Annotated in this window: 23 protein-coding genes and 1 riboswitch; of the genes, 17 read left to right on the top strand and 6 right to left on the bottom strand. The window is 71.8% G+C overall.

Annotated elements, in window-relative coordinates; all coding sequences use genetic code 11:
* Positions 1 to 159 precede the first annotated feature (159 nt).
* The 3 genes from ACTWQA_RS30940 to ACTWQA_RS30930 all read left to right on the top strand — a co-directional run bounded on the left by ACTWQA_RS30940 (position 160) and on the right by ACTWQA_RS30930 (position 2763).
* Complete coding sequence (locus ACTWQA_RS30940) at positions 160 to 756, top strand: molybdopterin-dependent oxidoreductase (protein WP_443162558.1); 597 nt, start codon at positions 160 to 162, stop codon at positions 754 to 756.
* Positions 757 to 810: 54 nt separating this feature from the next.
* A complete protein-coding gene (locus ACTWQA_RS30935; RefSeq protein ID WP_443162557.1) occupies positions 811 to 1956 on the top strand; it encodes a sensor histidine kinase in 1146 nt (381 codons plus the stop codon).
* A 66-nt stretch (positions 1957 to 2022) separates the two neighbouring features.
* Positions 2023 to 2763 (top strand): LytR/AlgR family response regulator transcription factor, encoded by a 741-nt coding sequence (locus ACTWQA_RS30930; protein ID WP_305919943.1) that lies wholly within the window; start codon positions 2023 to 2025, stop codon positions 2761 to 2763.
* A 778-nt stretch (positions 2764 to 3541) separates the two neighbouring features.
* On the opposite strand, the gene ACTWQA_RS30925 is transcribed toward ACTWQA_RS30930, so the two are convergent.
* Positions 3542 to 4381: a deoxyribonuclease IV gene (locus tag ACTWQA_RS30925; protein WP_443162556.1), complete on the bottom strand. Its 840-nt coding sequence runs from the start codon at positions 4379 to 4381 to the stop codon at positions 3542 to 3544.
* A gap of 154 nt (positions 4382 to 4535) precedes the next feature.
* Between ACTWQA_RS30925 and uraD the strand changes: the two genes are divergently transcribed.
* Genes uraD through ACTWQA_RS30890 form a run of 7 tightly spaced genes read left to right on the top strand, consistent with a single transcriptional unit; the run spans position 4536 to position 9203 of the window.
* On the top strand, positions 4536 to 5045 hold the full coding sequence (uraD, locus tag ACTWQA_RS30920) for a 2-oxo-4-hydroxy-4-carboxy-5-ureidoimidazoline decarboxylase (protein WP_443162555.1): 510 nt from the start codon (positions 4536 to 4538) through the stop codon (positions 5043 to 5045).
* Positions 5042 to 5341: a hydroxyisourate hydrolase gene (gene uraH / locus ACTWQA_RS30915; RefSeq protein ID WP_443162554.1), complete on the top strand. Its 300-nt coding sequence runs from the start codon at positions 5042 to 5044 to the stop codon at positions 5339 to 5341. The genes uraD and uraH overlap by 4 nt, the downstream gene beginning before the upstream one ends.
* Positions 5342 to 6202 (top strand): factor-independent urate hydroxylase, encoded by an 861-nt coding sequence (gene pucL, locus ACTWQA_RS30910; RefSeq protein WP_443162553.1) that lies wholly within the window; start codon positions 5342 to 5344, stop codon positions 6200 to 6202.
* A gap of 6 nt (positions 6203 to 6208) precedes the next feature.
* Positions 6209 to 7072: an FAD binding domain-containing protein gene (locus ACTWQA_RS30905; RefSeq protein ID WP_443162552.1), complete on the top strand. Its 864-nt coding sequence runs from the start codon at positions 6209 to 6211 to the stop codon at positions 7070 to 7072.
* Positions 7072 to 7545: a (2Fe-2S)-binding protein gene (locus ACTWQA_RS30900; RefSeq protein ID WP_305919949.1), complete on the top strand. Its 474-nt coding sequence runs from the start codon at positions 7072 to 7074 to the stop codon at positions 7543 to 7545. Before ACTWQA_RS30905 ends, ACTWQA_RS30900 begins: the two co-directional genes overlap by 1 nt.
* Complete coding sequence (locus tag ACTWQA_RS30895) at positions 7542 to 8951, top strand: 8-oxoguanine deaminase (protein ID WP_443162551.1); 1410 nt, start codon at positions 7542 to 7544, stop codon at positions 8949 to 8951. The genes ACTWQA_RS30900 and ACTWQA_RS30895 overlap by 4 nt, the downstream gene beginning before the upstream one ends.
* A gap of 6 nt (positions 8952 to 8957) precedes the next feature.
* Entirely contained in the window at positions 8958 to 9203 is a 246-nt protein-coding gene (locus ACTWQA_RS30890) for an EF-hand domain-containing protein (RefSeq protein ID WP_305919951.1), read from the top strand.
* 18 nt (positions 9204 to 9221) lie between these two features.
* On the opposite strand, the gene ACTWQA_RS30885 is transcribed toward ACTWQA_RS30890, so the two are convergent.
* Complete coding sequence (locus ACTWQA_RS30885) at positions 9222 to 10385, bottom strand: winged helix DNA-binding domain-containing protein (protein WP_443162550.1); 1164 nt, start codon at positions 10383 to 10385, stop codon at positions 9222 to 9224.
* Between the two features lie 149 nt (positions 10386 to 10534).
* On the opposite strand from ACTWQA_RS30885, the gene ACTWQA_RS30880 reads away from it, so the two are divergent.
* The 4 genes from ACTWQA_RS30880 (at position 10535) to alc (ending at position 15428) form a co-directional block, all read left to right on the top strand.
* The gene (locus ACTWQA_RS30880) at positions 10535 to 11848 is read left to right on the top strand and encodes a nucleobase:cation symporter-2 family protein (protein ID WP_443162549.1); all 1314 of its coding nucleotides are present in this window, start codon (positions 10535 to 10537) and stop codon (positions 11846 to 11848) included.
* A gap of 106 nt (positions 11849 to 11954) precedes the next feature.
* Positions 11955 to 13091: a glycerate kinase gene (locus ACTWQA_RS30875; protein WP_443162548.1), complete on the top strand. Its 1137-nt coding sequence runs from the start codon at positions 11955 to 11957 to the stop codon at positions 13089 to 13091.
* Complete coding sequence (gene allB, locus ACTWQA_RS30870; RefSeq protein WP_443162547.1) at positions 13092 to 14471, top strand: allantoinase AllB; 1380 nt, start codon at positions 13092 to 13094, stop codon at positions 14469 to 14471.
* The gene (gene alc, locus ACTWQA_RS30865) at positions 14472 to 15428 is read left to right on the top strand and encodes an allantoicase (protein WP_443162546.1); all 957 of its coding nucleotides are present in this window, start codon (positions 14472 to 14474) and stop codon (positions 15426 to 15428) included.
* 57 nt (positions 15429 to 15485) lie between these two features.
* Here alc and pknB read toward each other — a convergent pair whose 3' ends face one another.
* The 4 genes from pknB to ACTWQA_RS30845 form a co-directional block, all read right to left on the bottom strand.
* Complete coding sequence (pknB, locus tag ACTWQA_RS30860) at positions 15486 to 17417, bottom strand: Stk1 family PASTA domain-containing Ser/Thr kinase (RefSeq protein ID WP_443162545.1); 1932 nt, start codon at positions 17415 to 17417, stop codon at positions 15486 to 15488.
* Between the two features lie 219 nt (positions 17418 to 17636).
* On the bottom strand, positions 17637 to 18392 hold the full coding sequence (locus ACTWQA_RS30855; RefSeq protein WP_443162544.1) for a thiazole synthase: 756 nt from the start codon (positions 18390 to 18392) through the stop codon (positions 17637 to 17639).
* On the bottom strand, positions 18385 to 18585 hold the full coding sequence (gene thiS / locus ACTWQA_RS30850; protein WP_443162543.1) for a sulfur carrier protein ThiS: 201 nt from the start codon (positions 18583 to 18585) through the stop codon (positions 18385 to 18387). Before thiS ends, ACTWQA_RS30855 begins: the two co-directional genes overlap by 8 nt.
* On the bottom strand, positions 18582 to 19970 hold the full coding sequence (locus ACTWQA_RS30845) for an FAD-dependent oxidoreductase (RefSeq protein WP_443162542.1): 1389 nt from the start codon (positions 19968 to 19970) through the stop codon (positions 18582 to 18584). The genes thiS and ACTWQA_RS30845 overlap by 4 nt, the downstream gene beginning before the upstream one ends.
* Positions 19960 to 20076, bottom strand: a riboswitch (TPP riboswitch). Its footprint overlaps the gene before it by 11 nt.
* 57 nt (positions 20077 to 20133) lie before the next feature.
* On the opposite strand from ACTWQA_RS30845, the gene ACTWQA_RS30840 reads away from it, so the two are divergent.
* From ACTWQA_RS30840 to thiE, 3 genes are read left to right on the top strand one after another with little or no spacing between them, the layout of a single operon-like run.
* Entirely contained in the window at positions 20134 to 21297 is a 1164-nt protein-coding gene (locus ACTWQA_RS30840; protein WP_443162541.1) for an NAD(P)/FAD-dependent oxidoreductase, read from the top strand.
* 30 nt (positions 21298 to 21327) lie between these two features.
* Positions 21328 to 21702, top strand: coding sequence for an Rv2175c family DNA-binding protein (locus ACTWQA_RS30835; protein WP_305919962.1), 375 nt, complete (start codon positions 21328 to 21330; stop codon positions 21700 to 21702).
* Positions 21680 to 22327 (top strand): thiamine phosphate synthase, encoded by a 648-nt coding sequence (gene thiE, locus ACTWQA_RS30830; RefSeq protein WP_443162540.1) that lies wholly within the window; start codon positions 21680 to 21682, stop codon positions 22325 to 22327. The genes ACTWQA_RS30835 and thiE overlap by 23 nt, the downstream gene beginning before the upstream one ends.
* Positions 22328 to 22391: the final 64 nt, after the last annotated feature.

Raw genomic sequence — 22391 nt, 5'->3', positions numbered from 1 at the left:
CGCAGCGTCAGGTGGCGAACGGACTCGGGTCCGTCGCCATACCAAAACACGTACGCGGTGCGCATAGCCCGTAATGGTAGCGCATCAGACCCGCGCGCGAGCCACAAGCGGTCCGATGGCAGGATGGCCCAAGACGCGAGACCGGTGAGGGGAGTGATCGTGGAGGAGTCGCGCCTGCCTCCAGGCCAGTACGTCCCGCGCGGCCGACCCGTGATCCACTACGGCAGAGTGCCGCTGTTCAAGCCGGAGACCTGGGACTTCCGCGTCTTCGGCGCCACTGCCTCAGGAGCGGAGCACCGCTTCACCTGGGGCGAGTTCGAGGCGCTGCCCCGCACCACCCGCCTCGCCGACTTCCACTGCGTCACCAAGTTCTCGCTCATGGCCAACGAGTGGCGCGGGGTCGCCCCGGCCACGATCATGGCGGCCGCCCCGCCCGACCCCGGCGTCCGGCACGTGATGATCTGGGCCGAATACGGCTACAGCGCCAACCTGCGCATGTCCGATTTCACCGCGGCCGACACGCTGTTCGCCATGGAGCTTGACGAAAAACCGCTCAGCCCCGACCGCGGCTACCCGCTGCGGATCGTGGTTCCTCACCTTTACGCATGGAAGAGCGTCAAATGGGTGCGCGGCATCGAATACCTCCTCGAAGATCGCCGAGGCTTCTGGGAGGAGCGCGGCTACCACAACATCGCCGATCCCTGGCGCGAGCAGCGCTACTCCTACCAGGAAGAACCCGGCGAGGGACCACCCTGATTTCACTCTCCGTTTCCGCCCGGACACGATGGGTTCTTGGCTACGGTTACTCGCATGCTGACCACCGCGTGCGTGGCGCTGTCAAGCCTGGCCTTCGTCGCCGGCCACGTCCTCGCCCGGGCGCGCTCGCGCCGCGCCGCGCCACCGGCCGGCCGGTGTAAGGAAGAGGCGACGTTCGCCACGCTGCACATCGCCGCGATGGCTGCCCCGGCCCTGCGCACGGGGCTCAACCGCGACTCCGCTCGCAAGGCCGTACGCCATCTGCGCGCGTTGCTCGGCACCCGCGCCGTCGCGATCACCTCGACCGAGGCCGCGCTGGCCTGGGACGGGCCGTGCACGGACGATGTCGTCACCTACGCTCGCGCGGCGCTGGCCGCCGGGCGGCCGGAGGTGTTCGCGGGAGAGCCGCACGGGGCCGTCGTGGTGCCGCTGACCGTGGACGGCACGGTCGTCGGGGCGCTGGCGGCCTTCGACGACGAGATCAGCGCCGCGCTGGTCCGTACCGTGTCCGAGGTCGGCCGCTGGGTCTCCGGCCAGCTGGAGCTGGCCGAGCTCGACGCCTCGCGGCGGCACGCGCTCGAGGCGGAGATGCGCGCGCTGCGTGCCCAGATCTCGCCGCACTTCGTCTACAACGCGCTGACGACGATCGCCTCGTTCGTCCGCACGGACCCCAAGCGCGCCCGCGAGCTGCTGCTCGACTTCGCCGACTTCGCCCGGTACGCGCTGGGCCGGGCCCATGACTTCACCACCCTGGCCGACGAGCTGACCTGCGTCGACCGCTACCTGCTGCTGGAGCGTGCCCGCTTCGGCGACAGGCTGCGCTTCAGCATGCAGGTGGCGCCGGAGGTGCTGCCCGTGCCCGTACCGTTCCTGTGCCTGCAACCGCTGGTCGAGAACGCCATCAAGCACGGCATGCGCGGCCGCCGCGGCGCCGGCGAGGTCCGCGTCGTGGTGCGCGACGCCGGCCCCGAGGCGCACATCACGGTCGAGGACGACGGCGCCGGGATGGACCCGGAGTGCGCCAGGCGCATCCTGGACGCCGACCCCGCCCGCGAGGGCAGCGGCATCGGGCTGGCCAACGTGCATCTGCGGATGCGCCAAATCTACGGCGACGGCTACGGGCTTGTCGTCGAGACGGCGGCGGGCGCCGGCACCAAGGTGCGGCTGCGGGTGCCCAAGACGCAACTTAGCTCATTGTAGTCATTTCCTTACGTTATGTTGGCGTGTCGCTTGTGGCCTTTGCTCGCATGCGGCAGCGTGGGGGACATGCTGAGAGTTCTGGCCGTGGATGATGAGGTGCCCGCCCTGGAGGAGCTCGCCTATCTGCTGCGCCAGGACGACCGGATCGAGCACGTGATGACCGCGGCCGACGGCGTCACGGCACTGCAGGACATGGTCCAGATGATCGGCGGCGGCGAGCGGCTCGACGGGGTGTTCCTCGACATCCGGATGCCCGGGCTCGACGGGCTGGACCTGGCCAGGCTGGTCGGCGGCTTCCCGAGCCCGCCCCGGCTGGTGTTCGTCACGGCGCACGAGGAGTGCGCGGTGCAGGCGTTCGAGCTGGAGGCCGTGGACTATCTGCTCAAGCCGGTGCGGGCCGAGCGGCTGGCCGAGGCCGTGCGCCGGCTGGAGGCCGCCACCGCCCCCGCGCCCGAGCCCGGCCAGGACGACGTGATCCCGGTCGAGCTGGGCGGGCGGACCAGGTTCGTGCCGCAGCAGGCCGTCTGGTTCGCCGAGGCCAAGGGCGACTACGTGCGCCTGCACACCGTCGACGGCAGCTATCTGGTGCGCATGTCGCTGGCCGCGCTGGAGCGACGCTGGTCGGAGGATGGATTCCTGCGCATCCACCGCAGCACGCTGGTGTCGGCCAGGCACGTCAGCGAGCTCAGGTTCGAAGGCGGGCGGGTGACGCTCACCGTCGGCACGGAGACGCTCCAAGTCAGCAGGCGGCACAGCCGGCAGGTGCGCGAGCAGCTCGTGCGCCAGCACAGGGGTGTGATGTCGTGACGCTCCCGGCCGCCGCCCCGTAGCCGCCGTCGTCCGTCAGGAAGCTTCCTGGAGCCGTGGGATGGCGGCGGGGAACGTCTATGCGCCTGGGGCCTTGCGGCCCGTCATGGCCGCCTCTGGAGGCGTCCTGGTGGCGTCGCAGGCGCTTGGCCGCCGTGTCTGACGCGGGTGCCGCGGTCAGCCGGGGGGTGTGTTCTGCGGCGCCAGGTGGGCGTGAAATGGGCGTGCGCGGTTCGCGCCCCGCGCCCGGTCGCCGTGCCGCTCGCGTTCGCCGTGATGGTCATGATTCCCCTGGTCAAACCGGTCGGATGCGGCATGGGGCGAGTGGACGGGGGCCGGGTTGAATCCGCCGGAGCGCGTTGCGAGCCCCCGAATCGACCGTTCGTCGACCGGCGCTGACCGTTCATCGCACCAGTACTCTCCGTATATCGCTGGCTACGCACCGTTCAACGAGCTGCCTATAAACGGGGTTTCGCCCACAAGATCGCGACCGTAGTGTTTCGGCATCGGAAAGCCACCTCGGCGCATCGGGGGGACGGGCCGAGAGGCTCACCGCAGTTTCTGATGCGCCGGACTCACCGGTGACCGCGCAGGTCGCCGCGGCTGTCGGGCCCTTGACCGGGGGGTAGGGCCCGCCAAGCCGGTTCGTGAAGGGGCGTCCGCCTGGGCCGTCACACCGGCCCGCGATCCGGCCTTCGGGGGCGGCCGGATCGCGAGAGCGGGCGCCCCTATCACGGTTTCCGGATCACCGTCCTCGGGGACGGCCCTCGGGGACGGCTCAGCCGTCACGCAGCTTCTTCAGCAGGGCGATGTCCTCGGCGTGCTTGGGAGCCTTGCCCGGCGTCTCGATGCAGATCGGGACGCCCGCCACCGCCGGATGCCGCATCAGGTCGGCGAACGGCTGGGCGCCGATGTGCCCGGCCCCGATGTTCTCGTGCCGGTCTCTCTTGGACCCGCACGGGTCCTTCGAGTCGTTGGCGTGGATCAGCTTGAGCCGCCCGGGCGCGATCTTGTGCAGCGCGTCGAACGTCTCCGCCACCCCGCCCTCAGCGTTGAGGTCGTGGCCGGCGGTGAAAGCGTGGCAGGTGTCGAGGCAGATGCCGGCCCGCGGATGCCAGTCCAGCGTCGCCAGGTAGGGCTCCAGATCCTGGACGGTGGCGCACAACATGGCGCCCTGCCCCGCCATCGGCTCCAGCAGCAGGTCCGGCCCGCCGTCGGGGATCTCCTCCAGCAAGGGAAGCAGGTTGTCGCGCAGCTGGCGCAGCGCGTCGTCGCGGGACTGCGTCACCGCCGAGCCGGTGTGCACCACGACCCCCTTGGCGCCGGTGTCCACGCCGCGCCGCAGCGTGTGGCGGACGATCGCGATCGAGTTGGCCAGCGTCTCCGGGCTCGGCGAGCCGAAGTTGACCAGATAGGGCACGTGGATGAACGTTTCGACACCCGACTCGGCCAGCTTGGCGTCCTCGTCGGGCCTGCCCTCGGTGAGCGCCCAGCCGCGGGGGTTGGTGACGAACACCTGGATCATCTCGGCGCCGATCTCGGTCATGTATTTCAGGCCGCCCGTCGCCAGGCCGCCCGCCACGGACACGTGTCCGCCGATCAGGGATGTTGGGCTCATGATGAGCCCAAGTTTAGGCTCACCCTCCGACATCCCGACCGGCCACGCCGCGCCGCGACTTGGAGCATGACACGAAAACCGGCGGTCAAGGTGCCCGCCGGTTCGGAGTTCTCGCGGATGGACCGGGCACGAAGCGCATGTGTGTACTTCTGACATGCCCGACACGCTGACCGCGCTCGACGCCTTCAACGCCCGCTCGCCCGCCGGGGCCGAGGAGGAGCTGCTCGCCTGCTGTGCCTCTCGCGCCTTCGCGGCCGCGGTGGCCTCCCGAAGGCCCTATGGCGACCTCGCGGCGCTGCTCACGGCCGCCGAGGAGACCGTCAGGGGGCTGGAGTGGCCGGACGTCCTGGAAGCCCTCGCCGCGCATCCGAGGATCGGCGAACGGGCGGGTGGCGCAGGACGGGAGGCGGCGTGGTCGCGGCAGGAGCAGTCCGGGGTCGAGGACGACCTGCGTGCGGCACTCGCCGCGGGGAACCGGGACTACGAGGCCCGGTTCGGGCACGTCTACCTGGTCTGCGCCACCGGGCTGAGCGGGGCGCAGCTGCTCGCCAGGCTGCGCGAACGGCTGGGCAACGACGAGCAGAGGGAGCGTGCGGTCGTACGGGAGGAACTGGCGAAGATCACCAGGCTGCGGCTGGTCAAGCTCATGGAGGGGGAGCGATGAGTTTCTCCACGCACGTGCTCGACGCGGTCACCGGCCGCCCGGCCGCAGGGGTCCGCGTGCGGCTCGAGCGCGAGGGCGGGCTCGTCGCCGAAGGCCACACCGACGACGATGGCCGGATCAGGGGGTGGAACCCGGGAGAAGGCGTGCACCGTGTCGTCTTCGACACCGGGGCGTACCTGCCGGAGACGTTCTATCCCGAGGTGGTCATCACCTTCACCGTGACCGACTCCGCGCAGCACTATCACGTGCCGCTGCTGCTCAGCCCGTACGCCTACTCCACCTACCGAGGGAGCTAGATGTCCGTCAAGCTCGGCCCCAACCGCTACGGCAAGGCGGAGACCAGGCTCGTCCGCGTCGTCAGGGACGGTCCCGTCCACCACATAAAGGACCTCAACGTCAGCACCTCGCTCTCCGGCGACATGGAGGCCGTGCACCTGACCGGCGACAACGCCGCCGTCCTGCCGACCGACTCGCAGAAGAACACCGTGTACGCGTTCGCCGCCGAGCACGGCGTCGGCCAGATCGAGGAGTTCGCGCTCCTGCTGGCCAGGCACTTCGTCGAAACGCAGCCCACGATCCACCACGCCAGGGTGGAGATCGACGAGTACGCGTGGAACCGGGGCGGCCCGCACTCGTTCGTCCGCGCCGGCGGTGAGGTGCGCACGTGCGTCGTCCACCACGACAGGGACGGCCGCACCACCGTCGTGTCCGGGCTGAAGGACCTGGTCCTGCTCAACACGACCGGGTCGGAGTTCCACGGCTACATCGTCGACCCGTACACGACGCTGCGGCCCACCACCGACCGCGTCCTGGCCACCGCCGTCGCCGCCCGGTGGCGGCACACCGGGGACACCGATGCGTACGGCAAGTCGTACGAGCAGGTGCGCGGCTGCCTGCTGGAGGCGTTCGCGGACACCCACAGCCTGTCGCTGCAGCAGACCCTGTACGCCATGGGCGAGCGCGCCCTGACCACCTGCGGCGAGATCTGCGAGGTCAGGCTCGCGATGCCGAACAAACACCACTTCCTCGTTGACCTGTCCCCGTTCGGCCTGGACAACGACAACGAGGTCTACTACGCGGCCGACCGCCCGTACGGCCTGATCGAGGGCAGCGTGCTGCGCGAGGACGCGCCCGACGCCGGATTCGCGTGGGAGTAGGCAGAGATGGACTTCTTGCGGCCCACGACGTGGGCGGAGGCGCTGGCCGCCAAGGCGGACCAGCCGGAGGCCGTGCCGATCCAGGGCGGCACCGACGTGATGGTCGAGATCAACTTCGACGTGCGCAGGCCGGTGGCGCTGCTCGACCTCAACCGGGTGGCCGAGTTGCGGGAATGGGACGTGCTGGACGGCGTGTGCCGGGTCGGGGCCGGCGTGCCGTACACCGCCGTCATCGAGGAGCTCGGCGGCACGCTGCCCGGGCTGGCGCAGGCCTCGCGCACGGTCGGCTCGCCGCAGATCCGCAACCGCGGCACCGTCGGCGGGAACCTCGGCGCGGCCTCGCCCGCCGGTGACAGCCATCCGCCGCTGCTGGCCGCGGACGCGGTGATCGAGGTGGAGTCGCGCGAGCGGGGCGTCAGGATGATCCCCGCGGCCGCCTTCTACGTCGGGGTCAAGCGCAGCGCGCTGGAGCCGGACGAGCTGATCAAGGCCGTGCACGTCAAGCCCGCGTCCGGTCCCCACTACTTCTCCAAGGTCGGCACCCGGAACGCCATGGTGATCGCGGTGTGCTCGTTCGCCGTCGCGCTGCACCCGGAGGAGCGGCGGGTCGGCACCGGGATCGGCTCCGCGGCGCCCACCCCGCGCCGGGCGCTGGAGGCCGAGGACCTGCTGGCCAGGGAGCTCGACTGGGACGCGCCGGCACTCGACCCGGCGCTGCTCAGGCGGTTCGGGCGGCTCTGCGCGAGCGCCGCCGCGCCCATCGACGACGTGCGCGGCACCGCCGAGTACCGCGTGCACGCCATCGACGTGATGGCCCGCCGCACGCTCACCTGGGCCTGGAACGACTACCTCGGAAGGAAGGCCGCCTGATGCGCGTCACCTTCACCGTCAACGGCCGCGAAGAGAGCGCCGACGGCGTGTGGGAGGGCGAGAGCCTCCTGTACGTGCTGCGCGAGCGCCTCGGCCTGCCCGGCTCCAAGAACGCCTGCGAGCAGGGCGAATGCGGCTCCTGCACCGTTTACCTCGACGGCGTCCCGGTCTGCTCCTGCCTGGTCGCCGCCGGGCAGGCGGAGGGACGTCACGTGCGCACCGTCGAGGGCCTGGCCGAGGGGGACAGGCTCGACCCGGTGCAGGAGGCGTTCGTGGAGTGCGGGGCCGTGCAATGCGGCTTCTGCACTCCCGGACTCATCGTGCAGGCCCACGACCTGCTGGAACGCGTCGAACGACCCGCCGACGCCGAGATCAGGGAGGCCCTGGCGGGCAACCTGTGCCGGTGCACGGGGTACGAGAAGATCCTCGACGCGGTACGGCTGGCGGCGGCGCGGAAGGCGGGGGCCGCGTGAGTCCACGCCTGCTGATCGAGAACGTGGCCATCGCGCCGGTTGCCGGGCCGGAGATCGAGTCCGGATATATCTGGATCGAGGGGGATCGGATCGTCGCCCTGGGCTCCGGCCCGGCCCCAGACGCGACCGGCGGGTCCGGGGAGCCGGAGGTCGTCCGCGTCGACGGCACCGGGTGCCTGGCCACCCCAGGACTCGTCAACACCCACCACCACCTCTACCAGTGGGCCTCGCAGGGGCTCGCACAGGACGCGACGCTGTTCGAGTGGCTGGTGGTGCTCTACCAGGTGTGGGCCGCCATGGACGCCGACGTGGTCCAAGGCGCCGCCACGGCGGGGCTCGGCTGGCTGGCGTTGTCCGGCTGCACCACCTCCAGCGACCACCACTACATCTTCCCCAAGGGCAGGGGAGACCTGTTCGCGGCCGGCATCGAGGCGGCCCGCGACATCGGCATCCGGTTCCATCCCGCGCGCGGCTCCATGGATAGGGGCGAGTCGCACGGCGGGCTGCCGCCCGACGCCGTGGTCGAGGAGCTCGACGACATCCTGGCCGCCACGGCCGAGGCCGTCGAGGCCTATCACGACCCGTCGTTCTCCTCGATGCTGCGAGTCGTGGTCGCGCCGTGCTCGCCGTTCTCGGCCAGCGCCGACCTCATGACCGAGTCCGCCGCCCTGGCCAGGGCCAAGGGCGTGCGCCTGCACACGCACCTGGCCGAGACCCTCGACGAGGACGAGCACTGCCTGGCGCAGTTCGGGCTGCGGCCCGTCGACTACATGGAGAAGCTCGGCTGGCTGGGTCCTGACGTGTGGTTCGCGCACGCCGTGCACCTGAGCGACGCCGACATCGGCAAGCTCGCCGCCACCGGCACCGGCTCCGCGCACTGCCCCTCCTCGAACGGGCGGCTCGGCGCGGGCATCGCCCGCGTGTCCGAGATGCTGCGCCGCGGCGCGAACGTCGGGCTCGGCGTGGACGGCAGCGCCTCCTCCGAGCTGACGCCGCTGGCCGGGGAGATGCGGCAGACCCTGCTGTTCCAGCGGGCCCGGTACGGGCCGGACGCGCTCAGCGCCAGGCAGGCACTGGAGCTCGCCACCCTCGGTGGGGCACGCAACCTCGGCAGGGAGAACGAGATCGGGTCGCTGGAGCCGGGCAAGCTCGCCGACATCGCCCTGTGGCGGGTCGACGGGCCGTTCACGGCCGCGGTCGCCGACCCCGTCTGCGCGCTGGTCTTCGGGCCGCCGCCCCCACTGGCCAGGGTGCTGGTCGGCGGGCGGACCGTGGTCGAGGACGGCGAGCTGAAGACCGTCTCCCAGGACGCCGCCGGGCGCGCGGGCGCCGAGGCCCGCCGGAGGCTGCTGCGGCTGGCGGAGGAGCGGGGCATCCGCGCCGTCAGGGAGGTCCATCGCGGATAAGGTGAGATGTCCGAAAACGAGCATCCGAAAGGCGGTCCCGTGGCGGCGGAACTCTCCGACGAGCGGCTGGTGCAGCTCAAGAGCACCTTCGCGTCGATCGACACCGACGGCGACGGCTACATCAGCGAGACCGAGCTGAAGCGGCACTTCCCCGACCTCCCGGCCGAGGCGCTGGGGGCGATGAGCGAGTCCGCCGACTCCGACCAGGACGGCCGCTACTCGCTGGAGGAGTTCATCCGCGCGGTGTCCTAGCGCGCTCCTCGCGTGGTCCTAGAGCGCGGACAGCTCGCGCTCCAGCGGGGTGCGGAAGCGCGGGGTCACCTTGACGCCGCCGAGCCAGGCGGCCAGCCCGGCCGCCTGCTCATGGACGGCGGCCTCGACGGCGGCCGCGGCCTCGGCACCCACGTCGGCCAGCAGGCGCCACACCACCTCGCCGTCCGCCCGCTGCGCCCAGCCGCCCACCACCCGGCCGTCCCACCACACGGTCGGCCCGACGTTGCCGCTGCGGTCGAACAGCTCGGCCCGGTGCGCGGGCGGCAGGTACCAGTCGCGGGCCTGCCAGCCCATCGGCGTCGGGTCGAGCGCGGGCAGCAGCGCCGCCCACGGCTCCGGCTCGGGGACCTCATCGAGGTCGCCCGGCAGCACGTAGCCGACGCCCTCGTCCAGCTCTACCTCGGCCGCGCCGACCGCGGTCAGGGCCCGCCGCACCTCCGTCAGCGTCCAGCCGGTCCACCACTTCAGATCCGCCTCGGTGCCCGGCCCGAACCCGGCCAGCCATCGGCCTGCCAGCTCCGCCTGCGCTTCGGCCGCCGCCAGCTCGCGCATCTCCGGCGCCAGCCCCCAGCGGTGGATGGAGCTGATCCACGTGGCCGACGCGCGGCCGCACCGGACCAGCAGGCCCTCCATCGCCATGAGCCCCAGCAGCCGCGACCCGACGCTGATCACTCCTTCGTACGGCTTGCCGACCGACACTCTGACCTGCTCGCGCAGCCGCGGCTCCAGCGCGCTCAGCTCCTGCGTCGTCGCCTCGCCCACCTCCGCCAGGATCCGCAGCACGGACTCCTCGACGTCCTTGAGCCATGCCTCGTCCCAGCCGCCCGCGCCGAACGCCTTCAGCGTCGAGGCGCGCTCCCTGCGGGCGATGACCAGGTTGGAGGAGTAGTGGACGACCGGCACGAGCGCGGCCGGCACCACGAACACGGTCCGCCGCATCCCGTGCATCCGCACCAGCGTGCGGTCGGCGTACAAGGCCCGCTCGACCGGCTCCGGACCAGGCGCGGCCAGCCGCGCGCCCGCGGACAGGAACACCGTGGCCGGGTCGGTGCCGTGCAACGCCACCACGGATGCCGCGGCCTCCTCCGGAGTGGCCGCCTTGACCGCGAGCCGGTGCCTCGTAGCGAGCCTCGCCTGCCTCTGCCGCGCCGAAATCCGCACAATCGCCCCTCTCTCCGGTGTGATCGTAGTTGGAGGATCACACACCTGGCGACGGGTGCAGCGGTCGGCGGTTGATGAGCATGTGCATAGGCTCGCGGGTCTGCGCATTGTTTCACTGGAGACCACCCCCGAACCCCCTGGAGTGGCCGATGGTGACGAACGAGGTGCATCCGGTCGACGCGCGGCTGCCGGCGGCGCAGCTGGGCACGCTGGGACTGCAGCACGTGCTGGCGATGTACGCGGGAGCGGTGGCAGTGCCGCTCATCGTGGGCGGCGCGCTGAAGCTGCCTCCCGACCAGCTCGCGTACCTGATCAACGCCGACCTCCTCATCAGCGGCATCGCCACGCTCATCCAGTGCGTGGGCGTGTGGCGCTTCGGCGTGCGGCTGCCGATCATGCAAGGGTGCACGTTCGCGGCCGTCACGCCGATGGTGCTGATCGGCACCACGCAGGGCGGGCTGCCCGCCGTCTACGGCGCGGTCATCGTCTCGGGGCTGCTGGTGGTGGCGGTCGCGCCCTACTTCGCGAGGATCGTGCGGTTCTTCCCACCGCTCGTCACCGGCACCATCATCACGATCATCGGGATGTCGCTGCTGCCCGTCGCGGCGAACTGGGCCGCCGGAGGCGTCGGCAGCCCGGCGTACGGGGAGCCGCGCAACATCGCCATGGCCGCGGCCGTGCTGCTGGTCATCCTGGCCGTCTACCGGCTGTCGAAGGGCTTCCTCGGCCGGGTGGCTGTGCTGGTGGGCATCGTGGCCGGCACGGTGGCCGCGATCCCGCTGGGCTTCACCGACTTCTCGCACGTCGGGTCGGCAGGGCTGTTCGGCATCAGCACGCCGTTCGCGTTCGGGCTGCCGACCTTCCACGTCACCGCGATCATCTCGATGTGCGTGGTCATGCTCGTATCCATGACCGAGACCACCGGCGACTTCGTGGCCGTGGCGGAGATGACGGGGTCGGACCTCACGCCGCGCAGGCTGGCCGACGGGCTGCGGGCCGACGGGTTCTCCACCGCGCTCGGCGGCGTGTTCAACACCTTCCCCTACACCGCCTACGCCCAGAACGTCGGCCTCGTCGGGCTGACCGGCGTGCGCAGCCGCTGGGTCGTGGCGGCGGCCGGCGGCATCCTCGTGGTGCTCGGCCTCATCCCCGTGCTCGGCGCGGTCGTCGCGGCCATCCCGCAACCGGTGCTCGGCGGGGCCGGGATCGCCATGTTCGGCACCGTGGCCGCCTCCGGCATCCGCACGCTGACCAAAGTGAGCTTCGAGGGCAACCACAACCTCGTCATCGTGGCCGTGTCCATCGGCGTGGCCGCCATCCCGGTGGGTGCGCCCGAGTTCTACGCCGAGTTCCCCGACTGGGCCCAGACCGTGCTCAACAGCGGCATCAGCACCGGCAGTCTCCTGGTGATCGTGCTGAACCTCGTCTTCAACCACCTGCGCACCGGCCAGCGGACGGGCTGAGAGATGATGAGCGTCACGCCTTCCTGCCCGCTCGCACCGGGCAGGAAGGCGTGTCCGGCCATTGTTCATCATCGTGTGGGAGTTCGTAGTGGTTCAGCATGTTCTGGTGGCCCCCGACAAGTTCAAGGGGTCGCTGACGGCGGCCGAGGTGGCCCGGAGGGTGTCGGCGGGGCTCGGCGTTCCCACGGTGGAGCTGCCGGTGGCCGACGGCGGCGACGGGACCGTCGACGCCGCTGCGGCCTGCGGCTTCGACCGGATCACGATCGAGGTGACCGGGCCGACGGGCGAGCGCGTCCCCGCCTCGTACGCCTGGCACGCCGCTGACGACACGGCCGTGGTCGAGCTGGCCGAGGCGTCGGGGCTGCGCCGCCTGCCGGGGGAGCGCGAGCCGCTGACCGCCACCAGCTACGGCACGGGCGAGCTCGTCGCGGACGCCGTGCGGCGCGGGGCCAAGCGGGTGGTTCTGGGGCTGGGCGGCAGCGCGTGCACGGATGGGGGAGCGGGGATGGCGCAGGCGCTCGGCGCTCGGCTGCTGGACGCCGGCGGCAACGAGCTGCCGCGGGGCGGGGCGGCGCTGACGAGCCTGCACCGCATCGACATGTCCGGATTTATGGATATTTCTGGGGTCGAGTTCGTGGTGGCGAGCGACGTGGACAACCCGCTGCTCGGCCCGCATGGGGCGGCCGCCGTGTACGGGCCCCAGAAGGGCGCCACCCCCGAAGACGTCAAGTCGCTGGAGGCGGCGCTGTCCCGGCTGGCGGCCGTGGCTACACAGACGCACGGGCTGCTCGGGGCGGTCGAGCACGACGATATGCCCCGCCCCATGGGCGTCGCCGGGGCGCCGGGGGCGGGGGCGGCCGGCGGGGTCGGGTTCGCGGCGCTGGCGTTCCTGCACGCCGACATCCGGCCCGGCATCGACTACCTGCTGGGGCTGCTCGGGTTCGGCACCCACGTCGAGGGCGCGCGGCTGGTCGTCACCGGTGAGGGGTCGCTGGACGAGCAGTCGCTGCGCGGCAAGGCGCCGATCGGCGTGGCGCAGGCGGCGGCCAAGGCAGGTGTGCCGGTGGTGGCCGTCTGCGGGCGGCGTACGCTCAGCGACGAGGAGCTGAAGGCCGCGGGCATCCAGGCCGCGTACGCCCTCACGGACCTGGAGCCCGACCTCGACCGCTGCATGGCCGAGGCGGGGCCGCTGCTGGAGCGCCTCGCCGCCAGGATCGCCGCCGACCACCTCGAAGGGGAGTAGATGACGCAGCTGGACCTCGTGGTCCGGTCCCGCCGGACCGTCACGCCGGAAGGGGAGCGGGCGGCCGCGGTGGCCGTACGGGGAGAGAAGATCACGGCCCTGTACGACTACGCCGCGCCGCTCGACGCCGCCGAGGACATCGACCTGCGCGACCTGGCGCTGCTTCCCGGGCTGGTCGACACGCACGTCCACGTCAACGAGCCCGGGCGTACGCACTGGGAGGGGTTCGACTCGGCGACCAGGGCGGCGGCCGCGGGCGGCGTCACCACGATCGTCGACATGCCGCTCAACTCCCTCCCGCCCACGATCAGCGTGGCGGCTCTGGAGGCCAAGCTGGCGGCCGCGCGCGGGCAGTGCCACGTGGACGTGGGGTTCTGGGGCGGGGCCGTGCCGGGCAACGTCAAGGAGCTCGCGCCGCTGCACGAGCGCGGCGTGTACGGGTTCAAGTGCTTCATGTCACCGTCGGGCGTCGACGAGTTCCCGCCCCTGCAGGACGCTGACCTGCGACGGGCGCTGGAGGAGATTGCCGGATTCCGAGCTCCGGCGGGCTCCGGCGGGCTGATGGTGGTGCACGCCGAGGACCCGGCCCTGCTACGGGATCCCGCAGGCCCCACATACCCGGAATTCCTGGAATCGCGGCCGGGAACGTCGGAGCGCAGCGCCGTCCAGCGAGTCGTCGAGCTGGCCAGGGAGACCGGCGCCCGCGTCCACATCCTCCACGTCTCCAGCGCCGACTGCCTCGACGTGCTGGAGGCCGCCCAGGCCGACGGCGTGGCGGTGACGGCCGAGACGTGCCCCCACTACCTGACACTGACGGCCGAGCAGGTGCCGGAGGGGGCCACGGCTTACAAGTGCTGCCCGCCCATCCGCTCCGAGGCCAACCGGGACCGGCTGTGGGAGGGGCTGGCGAGGGGGGTGCTGAGCTGCGTCGTGTCCGACCACTCGCCGTCGCCCGCCGATCTGAAGGTCCCCGACTTCGCCGCGGCCTGGGGCGGGATCGCCTCGCTGCAGCTCGGGCTGCCCGCCGTGTGGACGGAGGCGTCCCGCCGGGGGCACGGCCTGGGGGATGTGGTGCGCTGGATGTCCGCCAACCCGGCAGCACTGGCCGATATTTCTGGAAAGGGTGGCATAAAACCGGGCAATGATGCCGACCTGGTCGCCTTCGACCCCGCCGCCGACAACCCTGTGGACGCCGCCCGCCTCCACCACAAGAACGCGGTCACGCCCTACCACGGCCGCGTACTGAAGGGCGCCGTCCTGACCACCTGGCTGCGAGGTCGTCCGGTGGACGGCGAGCCGCACGGACGATTCCTGCCGGCTGGGCAGCGCACGATGGCGGGAGAGCCGGCTGAGCAGCACCTGATCTTGGGAGAAAAGTAGATGCCCCGCTTCACCACCCTGCCGGACCTCGCCCTGCGCACGCTGGGCGGCTCGGTCGTGGCCGCCAGCGACGAGTCGTTCGCCGAGAAGGAGAGCCTGGTCAGGCCGGGCCGGCCCGGCTTCCAGGCGGAGACGTTCGGTAACAAGGGCCAGGTCTACGACGGGTGGGAGACCCGGCGCCGCCGCGAGCCCGGCCATGACTGGGCGCTGGTGCGTCTCGGGATCCCCGGCGTGATCCGTGGAGTGGTGATCGACACGGCCTGGTTCAAGGGCAACTACCCGCCGCACGCCTCCGTCGAGGCCGCCTCCGTCGACGGCTACCCCTCACCCGCCGAGCTGGCGGCCGCCGACTGGGTGGAGATCGTCCCGAGAGTCGACCTCAAGGGTGACGCCGAGCACCACTTCGACGTCGCCGACGAGGCTCGTTACACCCACGTACGGCTGAACATCTTCCCCGACGGGGGCGTCGCCCGCCTTCGCGTCCACGGCGAGCCCCGCCCCGACCTGTCCGTGTACGAGGGCCTCAGCCTCGACCTGGCCGCCCTCCAGAACGGCGCGCTGGTCACCGCCTGCTCCAACGAGTTCTACTCGGCGCCCAACAACGTCATCTTCCCCGGGCTGGCCCGCCACCAGGCGGAGGGCTGGGAGACCGCGCGGCGCAGGGACGAGGGCAACGACTGGCTGGTGATCCGCCTGGCCGGCCGCGGCCTGATCCGGCTCGCCGAGATCGACACCACGAACCTGCTCTTCAACGCCCCCGGCTGGGCCTCCCTGACGGGCCTCGACGGCGAAGGCCCGGCCGCGCGCCAGGTGGACCTCCTGCCCCGGACCCGCCTCCAGCCCGACACCGCCCACCGCTTCAGACTCGACCACACGGACCCGATCACCCATGTACGCGTCGACATCTACCCCGACGGCGGCCTGGCCCGCATCCGCCTCCACGGCCACCTGACCTGACGCCGCGCCGGCTCGGGGCCGCCGTCGCGTCCGCCGCGCATCCGGCTGGCGGGGGCGTCAGTGCCAGAGGAGCACCGTGGTGCCGGGCGGGCGTTCACTGTTGGGGAGGGGGCGCTGGAACTGCACCACGCCCCTGTTCCCGAGCCGCTGCACCCGGACCTTGAACCCGAGCGTCTCCAACTCCGACTTCGCGTCCTTGACGTTCTTGCCGATCACGCCAGGCACCAGGCGGAACTCCTGATCGTCACGCGCCTCGTCGTCGCCTCCGCGCCCGAACCAGTCGAAGAAGTCCTGGCAGCGCGCCACCGTGACCGTGACCTGCGCGCCAGGATCGACCTCGGACTTGGCCTTGGGCGTCTGGGCGATCACCGTGCACGGCTCGGCGTCGTCGTCGACCTCCTGGACCTGCACCTGGAAGCCCTGCTGGCCGAGGTAGGCGGCGGCTTCGTCCTTCGGCATGCCCGAGACGTCCGGCATGACCAGCCCGGCGCTCACGAAGATGGCGATCTTCGCGCCTTCCTTCACCTTCTCGCCGTTCTGCGGAGAGCTGCGGATGACCTTGTCGCGCTCGACCTCAGTGTTGGCCACGCGCGTGACCGAGCCCACGGTCAGCCCGGCACTGGCGATCGCGGCGCGGGCTTCGTTGTCGGTCATGCCCTCGACGTCGGGCACGATCACGCGCTTGGGCCCGAGCGAGGGCACCAAGGTGATCGTGGCGCCCTGCTCCACCTCGGTCTTGGCCACCGGGTCGGTCCTGAGGACGAGCCCTTCGGCCACGTTCTCGTCGTATATGCCGTCCACCATCTTGATCTTGAAGCCGTCCCTGGCGGCGGTCCTCTCGGCCACGTCCACGCTCTTGCCCACCAGATCGGGTACGGGGACGTAATCGGGCTGGGCGAAGAACCACCCGGTCAGCGCGACGGCGACGACCATCACGCCCGCCAGCGTCACCAGGAACCAGTTGGGCCGGAACCCGCGCCGCTGCGGTATCTCGGCCCGTGGCTGGATCAGCGTATGCGCGGGCGCCGCCTGCGGCGCCGACGGGGCGCCATGCACACTCGTCCTGGCGTGCGGCTGGGACGGCGCGGGCTGGCGGAACGACCCATGAGGCTGGGAATGCGACAGCGGCGGAGTGGTCGTCCTGGGCAACATCCGGTGCGCGTCCACGGCCGCGACGAGCATGGCCGTCGCATCGGCGGGGCGGTCCCCCGGCTCGCGCGCCGTCGCGTGCGCCACGAGCGTGTCGAGCAGCGGCGGCACCTCGGGGACCACCGACGACGGCGCCGGCACGGTGTCGTGGACGTGCCGGTAGGCCACGGACATCGGCGTCTCGCCGTCGTACGGCTGCTGCCCCGTCACCAGCTCGAACAGCATGATGCCCGCGGCGTAGACGTCGCTGCGCACGTCGGCGGCGCCGGTCGTGACCTGCTCGGGCGCCATGTAGCCGATCGTGCCGATCATCACACCGGTACGGGTCTGGTTGGTCGCCTCGATGGCCCTGGCCAGGCCGAAGTCGACGACCTTGACCCGGCCGTCGTCGGTCAGCAGGACGTTTTCCGGCTTCACGTCACGGTGCACCAACCCGGCCTGGTGGGCCGCCCCGAGGGCGGCGAGCACCGGGATCATGATCTCCAGCGCCTCGCGGGCCGGCAGCCGGCCGCGCTCGCGCAGGATGTCACGCAGCGTCCGGCCGGGCACGTATTCCATCGACAGATAGACGACGTCGTTGTCGGTGCCCTGGTCGAAGACGTGCACCACGTTGGGGTGAGAAAGACTCGCCACAGACTTCGCCTCGCCGATGAACCTCCTGACGAACGCAGGGTCCTCGGCGAGCGAGCTGTGCATGACCTTCAACGCCACCGTCCGGTCGAGCCGGACGTCCAGCGCGAGGTAGACGGTCGCCATACCGCCCCGGGCGATCCGGCTTTCGATGCGATAACGCCCATCGAGGAGCCGCCCGACCAGGGGGTCCGCAGTCGTCGTGTCCACCCCGCTGAGTTTACGGGCGTTTTGCCACTCGCAGGGCCCGACCGCCCGAAACCGATGCGGAGCCGTGCCCGATGGAACGTGCCCAAGCTTCCCGAACCGGACACAGGCTCACCCGCGCCACCACCCCGCCGCCGTTCACGCCCCGGGGAGGGACGGCGGAAGCGGGTCGTCGGCCGAGCCCGGTGTGGGCGGTGTCGCCTGGCTTGGGCGTTGGGCGTGTCAGGGGGCCATGGGGGAGGATGCCTCGGCGTAGCGGCGGCGCGGGATGCGGCCCGCCTGCCGCGCCAGCCGCCCCGCCACCACCGCCGACTTCATGGCCGCGGCCATGAGATCGGGCCGCTGCGCCCGGGTGACCGCCGTGGCGAGCAGGACGGCGTCGCAGCCCAGCTCCATCGCCAGCGCGGAGTCGCTGGCGGTGCCGATGCCGGCGTCGAGGATCACCGGCACCGAGGCGGCCTCCACGATCAGCTCGATGTTGTGCGGGTTGCGGATGCCCAGTCCCGAGCCGATCGGCGCCCCCAGGGGCATCACGGCCGCGCAGCCGGCCTGCTCCAGCCGCCGCGCCAGCGCCGGGTCGTCACCGATGTACGGCAGGACCACGAATCCGTCCGCCACCAGCCGCTCGGCGGCGTCGAACGTCTCGATCGGGTCGGGCAGCAGCGTCCGCTCGTCGGCGATGACCTCGAGCTTGACCCAGTTCGTGCCGAGCGCCTCTCTGGCCAGCCGCGCCGTCAGCACGGCCTCGCCCGCCGTGAAGCAGCCGGCCGTGTTCGGGAGCACCTTGATGTCCCGTTTGCGCAGCACGTCCAGCACAGAGCCGCGGGCGGCCGGGTCGAGGCGCCGCATGGCGACCGTGGTCAGCTCGGTGCCGGACGCGGCCAGCGCCTGGTCCAGCACCTCGAGGGAGGGCGCGCCGCCGGTCCCCATGATGAGCCGGGAGGAGAACTTCTCCCCGGCGATGATCAAATCATCCACCTTGCACCGCCGTCAGAACCTCCATGCGGTCCCGGTCGCTGAGCGCCGTCGTCTCCCAAGCGCTCCGCGTGACCACCTCGTCGTTCACGGCCACGGCCACCCCGGTGGTGGCCGTGGTCAACGTTCGTACGGCCTGCGCCACGGTCATGCCGTCGGCGACCTCGTGCGTGGCCCCGTTGATCATCACAATCATGAGATTTCCCGAAACCTCCCCGGCGAGCACAACGCCGCCAGCTCACCCTCTTCGCCGCCCAAGCCGCCCAAGCCGCCCAAGCCGCCCACGTCTCCCGAGCCGCCCGAGCGGCGTGAGCTGCCCGAGTCGCCCAAGCCGCCCACGTCTCCCGAGTCGCCCGAGCCTCCTGAGCCGCCCGAGTCGGCCAGCACGAGGGCAGCCGTGAGCGGCGCGAGCAGCACGCCGCCCCGGTAATGCCCGGTGGCCAGGGTGAGCCCCGGCGTCCCGCTCGGGCCGATGATCGGCAGGTTGTCCGGCGTGCCCGGCCGTAGCCCGGCCACCACGTCGGCGACCTCCAGCTCGCTCACGCCCGGCACCAGCTCCCTGGCGTCCCGCAGCAGCTCGTAGAGCCCGCCCGCGGTCACCCTGGTGTCGAACCCCAGCTCTTCCTGGGTGGCGCCGACCACCAGCTCGCCATCGCCACGGGGGACCAGGTAGACGTAGGAGCCGTGCACGGTGCCGCGTACGCACCGACTGAGCAGCGGCTGCGGGGAACGCAACCGCATGATCTGCCCCTTGATCGGCCGCACCGGCACGTCCGCCAGCTCGGCGCTCCAGGCCCCGGCCGCCAGGACGACTCGCTCCGCCCTGATCTCGGACGGCTCTCGTGACGGCTCCAGGCGTACCCCGACGACCTTGCCGTCCGCGTCCCGCAGGAGACCCGCGGCGCGTGCCCGCACCAGCGGCACCTGCAGCCGGTCCAGAGCCACGAGGAGTGCCGCCGTCACCCGCCGCGGGTCCACCCAGGCGTCCTCGGGAGCGAGCAGCCCGCCGCGCACCGACGGGGCCAGCATGGGCTCCAGGCGCCGGCATTCGCGACCGGTCAGCCGCTCGACCGGCAGCCCGAGCTTGTCCATGTAGGCCGCCAGCTCGTCCAGCGCCGCCAGATCGTCGGCCCCGAACGCCACATCGAGCGTCCCGTCCGCCCGCAGGTCCAGCCCGCGCCGCGGCCCTTCGCCGATCTCCAGCCCGCCGAACGGCCCGACCCCGGGCCCGCCGGACGGCGGCCCGGCCCCGGGCCCGCCGGAAGCGCCTGCGCGGGCACCCCGGCCTCCCGCATCCGCAACCGGCGTTGCGCCGTCGGATGCCGCCGCGCGGTCGGCCCAGCCCGCGTCCTCGGCCAGTTCGGCGGCGAAGGAGGGCCAGCGGCGCAGCGACGCCATCCCCAGTCGCAGCAGCGGCGTCTCTGTGTAGGTCACCTCGCTGACCGGGGCCAGCATCCCCGCCGCCGCGTGGGAGGCCCCCGAGGCCGGGGCCGGATCCACCACCGTGACCGGCCGCCCGGAGCGGGCCAGCCGCCACGCGATGGACAGTCCGACGATCCCGCCGCCTACGATCACGTCCACATGCGCTCCCTTCGCCGGCATGATCCGGATCAGGTGTCTTGCGGTCGAAGGCCCGGTGCAGCCTTCCTCTCAGCCCGGTAACGGCCGGACTCCCGCGCGTCTTACGTCCCCAGCCTACGGCCTCGGTGCGACGCCGAAGCACGCCCCCGTTAGGGTCTTGACCGTGGACCATGTCGTGGTGGTAGGAGCGGGCCTGGCAGGCGTCCGCACGGTGGAGACGCTGCGCGGGCGCGGGTTCGGTGGCAGGATCACCCTGATCGGGCAGGAGCGCCATCGCCCCTACGACCGACCGCCGTTGTCCAAGAGCGTGCTGCTCGGCGAGGCCGAGTCCAGCTTCGTCGACACCGACCTGGCCGCACTCGACGTCGCCTTCCGCCCGGGTGTGGGCGCCAAGGCGCTGCGCGCGGGCGTCGTGGAGACGACCGAGGGCGAGATCGGCTACGACGGCCTGGTCATCGCCACCGGATCCGAGCCGATCATGCTGCCCGGCGACGGCCCTCAGCACGTGCTGCGCACTCTCGACGACGCCCACGAGCTCAGGGCCATGCTGGTGCCCGGGGCCAGGGTCGCGATCATCGGCGCCGGCTGGATCGGCGCCGAGGTGGCCACCGCCGCCCGCCGCGCCGGCTGCGCGGTCACGGTGATCGAGGCGGCGGCCACCCCGCTCGCCACCGCCGTCGGCACGGAGATCGGGGCCCGCACCCAGCGCTGGTACGAGGGCATCGACCTGCGCCTGAACACCATGGTCCGGTCCGTGGACGAGGGCGGCGTGCGGCTGGTGGACGGCGAGTTCGTCGAGGCCCACGTGGTCGTGACCGGCATCGGCGTGCGGCCCGCCGTCGAATGGCTGGCCGACGCCGACATCGACCTGCACAACGGCGTCGTCGTCGACGAGCACCTGCGGGCCTCCCTGCCGAACACGGTCGCCGTCGGGGACTGCGCCGCCTGGTGGTCGCGCCGCTTCCACACCAGACTCAGGATCGAGCACTGGGACACCGCGCTCAACGCCCCCGAGGTCGCCGCCGCGACGCTGCTGGGCGAGGACGAGGTGTACGACCCGGTGCCGTACTTCTGGTCGGAGCAGTTCGGGCACATGGTCCAGTACGCCGGGCACCACCCGGCGGGGGAGCGGCTCATCTACCGCGGCGACCCGGAGGGCAAATGGTCGGCCGTCTGGCTCGACGGCGACGGCGCTCTGGCCGCGGTGCTCGCCGTGGATCGGCCGCGAGATCTCGTCCAGGGACGCAGAATCATCGGCGCGGGACACCGTCTCGACGCGGAACGCCTGGTAGATCCAGAAGTGCCTCTACGAGATTGTGTTGTTTGAGCAAGCACGGCATGTGGTAGTTGTGGTTTCGTGACGCTTTCTGTTGCACAGATCGACCGGGAGACCGACCAGCTCGTGAACGAGTGGCTGACACTCCCTGAAGTGGCCCAGCGCCTTGAGCTTCCCATCGGGCGGGCCAAGCAACTCCTCAAGGACCACAAGCTCCTAGGCGTGCGCCGAGGGAGCGGCGGGCCGCAGGTGCCCGCGGTGTTCCTCGACGGCAAGGACGTGATGAAGGGGCTGCCCGGCACACTGACCGTGTTGCAGGACGCCGGCTACGACGATGTCGAGTCGCTGCGCTGGCTCTTCACCCCAGACGAGTCGCTGCCGGGGTCGCCCATCGAGGCGATCAAGGCCGGCCGTCACACCGAGGTCAAGCGGCGTGCCCAAGCCCTCGCTTTCTGAGGCCCGCCTCTATCTCTGCACCGACGGCCGCCGCGACCGCGGCGACCTCGCAGAGTTCCTCGACTCGGTGCTGGCCGGCGGCGTGGACATCATCCAGCTGCGGGAGAAGGGCCTGGAGGCACGCGACGAACTCGCCCTCCTCGAAGTCTTCCGCGACGCCTGCGACCGGCACGGCAAACTGCTGGCCGTCAACGACCGGGCGGACATCGCCTACGCCGCCCGGTCCGACGTGCTCCACCTGGGGCAGGACGATCTTCCCGTGACGGTCGCGCGAGAGATACTCGGCGACGACATCGTCATCGGACGGTCCACCCACTCCGCCGCCGAGGCTTCCGCCGCGGCGGTGGAGGAGGGCGTCGACTACTTCTGCTGCGGCCCCATCTGGCCGACGCCGACCAAGCCCGGCCGCCCGGCTCCGGGGCCGCCGCTGCTGCGGCACGCGGCGTCGCTGGGGACGGCGCGGCCGTGGTTCGGAATCGGCGGCATCGACCTCGCCAACCTGGACGAGGTCATGTCGTTCGGGGTTCGCCGGGTGGTGGTGGTACGGGCGATCACCGACGCGGACGATCCGGGCGCGGCGGCGGCGGAATTCGCCAAGCGCCTGTCGGCGGCAGCCGCCTCCTGACGGCTAGCGCCTGTCGGCGGCGGGCGCTGCCTGACGGCTGCACACCGAGCCGCCGCGCGGCGGC

Source organism: Nonomuraea sp. 10N515B (assembly GCF_052245915.1).
Lineage (GTDB): Bacteria > Actinomycetota > Actinomycetes > Streptosporangiales > Streptosporangiaceae > Nonomuraea.
The sequence above is the reverse complement of the archived record's forward strand: the minus strand, read 5'-3'. Positions and strand labels throughout refer to the sequence as shown.

What these genes read in the sequence shown, in the direction of transcription:
- alc (WP_443162546.1), top strand. Translation starts at nt 14,472, where the DNA reads ATGCCCCGCTTCACCACCCTGCCGGACCTCGCCCTGCGCACGCTGGGC.
- ACTWQA_RS30880 (WP_443162549.1), top strand. Translation starts at nt 10,535, where the DNA reads ATGGTGACGAACGAGGTGCATCCGGTCGACGCGCGGCTGCCGGCGGCG.
- ACTWQA_RS30905 (WP_443162552.1), top strand. Translation starts at nt 6,209, where the DNA reads ATGGACTTCTTGCGGCCCACGACGTGGGCGGAGGCGCTGGCCGCCAAG.
- ACTWQA_RS30935 (WP_443162557.1), top strand. Translation starts at nt 811, where the DNA reads ATGCTGACCACCGCGTGCGTGGCGCTGTCAAGCCTGGCCTTCGTCGCC.
- ACTWQA_RS30930 (WP_305919943.1), top strand. Translation starts at nt 2,023, where the DNA reads ATGCTGAGAGTTCTGGCCGTGGATGATGAGGTGCCCGCCCTGGAGGAG.
- pucL (WP_443162553.1), top strand. Translation starts at nt 5,342, where the DNA reads ATGTCCGTCAAGCTCGGCCCCAACCGCTACGGCAAGGCGGAGACCAGG.
- ACTWQA_RS30900 (WP_305919949.1), top strand. Translation starts at nt 7,072, where the DNA reads ATGCGCGTCACCTTCACCGTCAACGGCCGCGAAGAGAGCGCCGACGGC.
- allB (WP_443162547.1), top strand. Translation starts at nt 13,092, where the DNA reads ATGACGCAGCTGGACCTCGTGGTCCGGTCCCGCCGGACCGTCACGCCG.
- thiS (WP_443162543.1), bottom strand. Translation starts at nt 18,585, where the DNA reads ATGATTGTGATGATCAACGGGGCCACGCACGAGGTCGCCGACGGCATG.
- ACTWQA_RS30925 (WP_443162556.1), bottom strand. Translation starts at nt 4,381, where the DNA reads ATGAGCCCAACATCCCTGATCGGCGGACACGTGTCCGTGGCGGGCGGC.
- uraH (WP_443162554.1), top strand. Translation starts at nt 5,042, where the DNA reads ATGAGTTTCTCCACGCACGTGCTCGACGCGGTCACCGGCCGCCCGGCC.
- ACTWQA_RS30890 (WP_305919951.1), top strand. Translation starts at nt 8,958, where the DNA reads ATGTCCGAAAACGAGCATCCGAAAGGCGGTCCCGTGGCGGCGGAACTC.
- uraD (WP_443162555.1), top strand. Translation starts at nt 4,536, where the DNA reads ATGCCCGACACGCTGACCGCGCTCGACGCCTTCAACGCCCGCTCGCCC.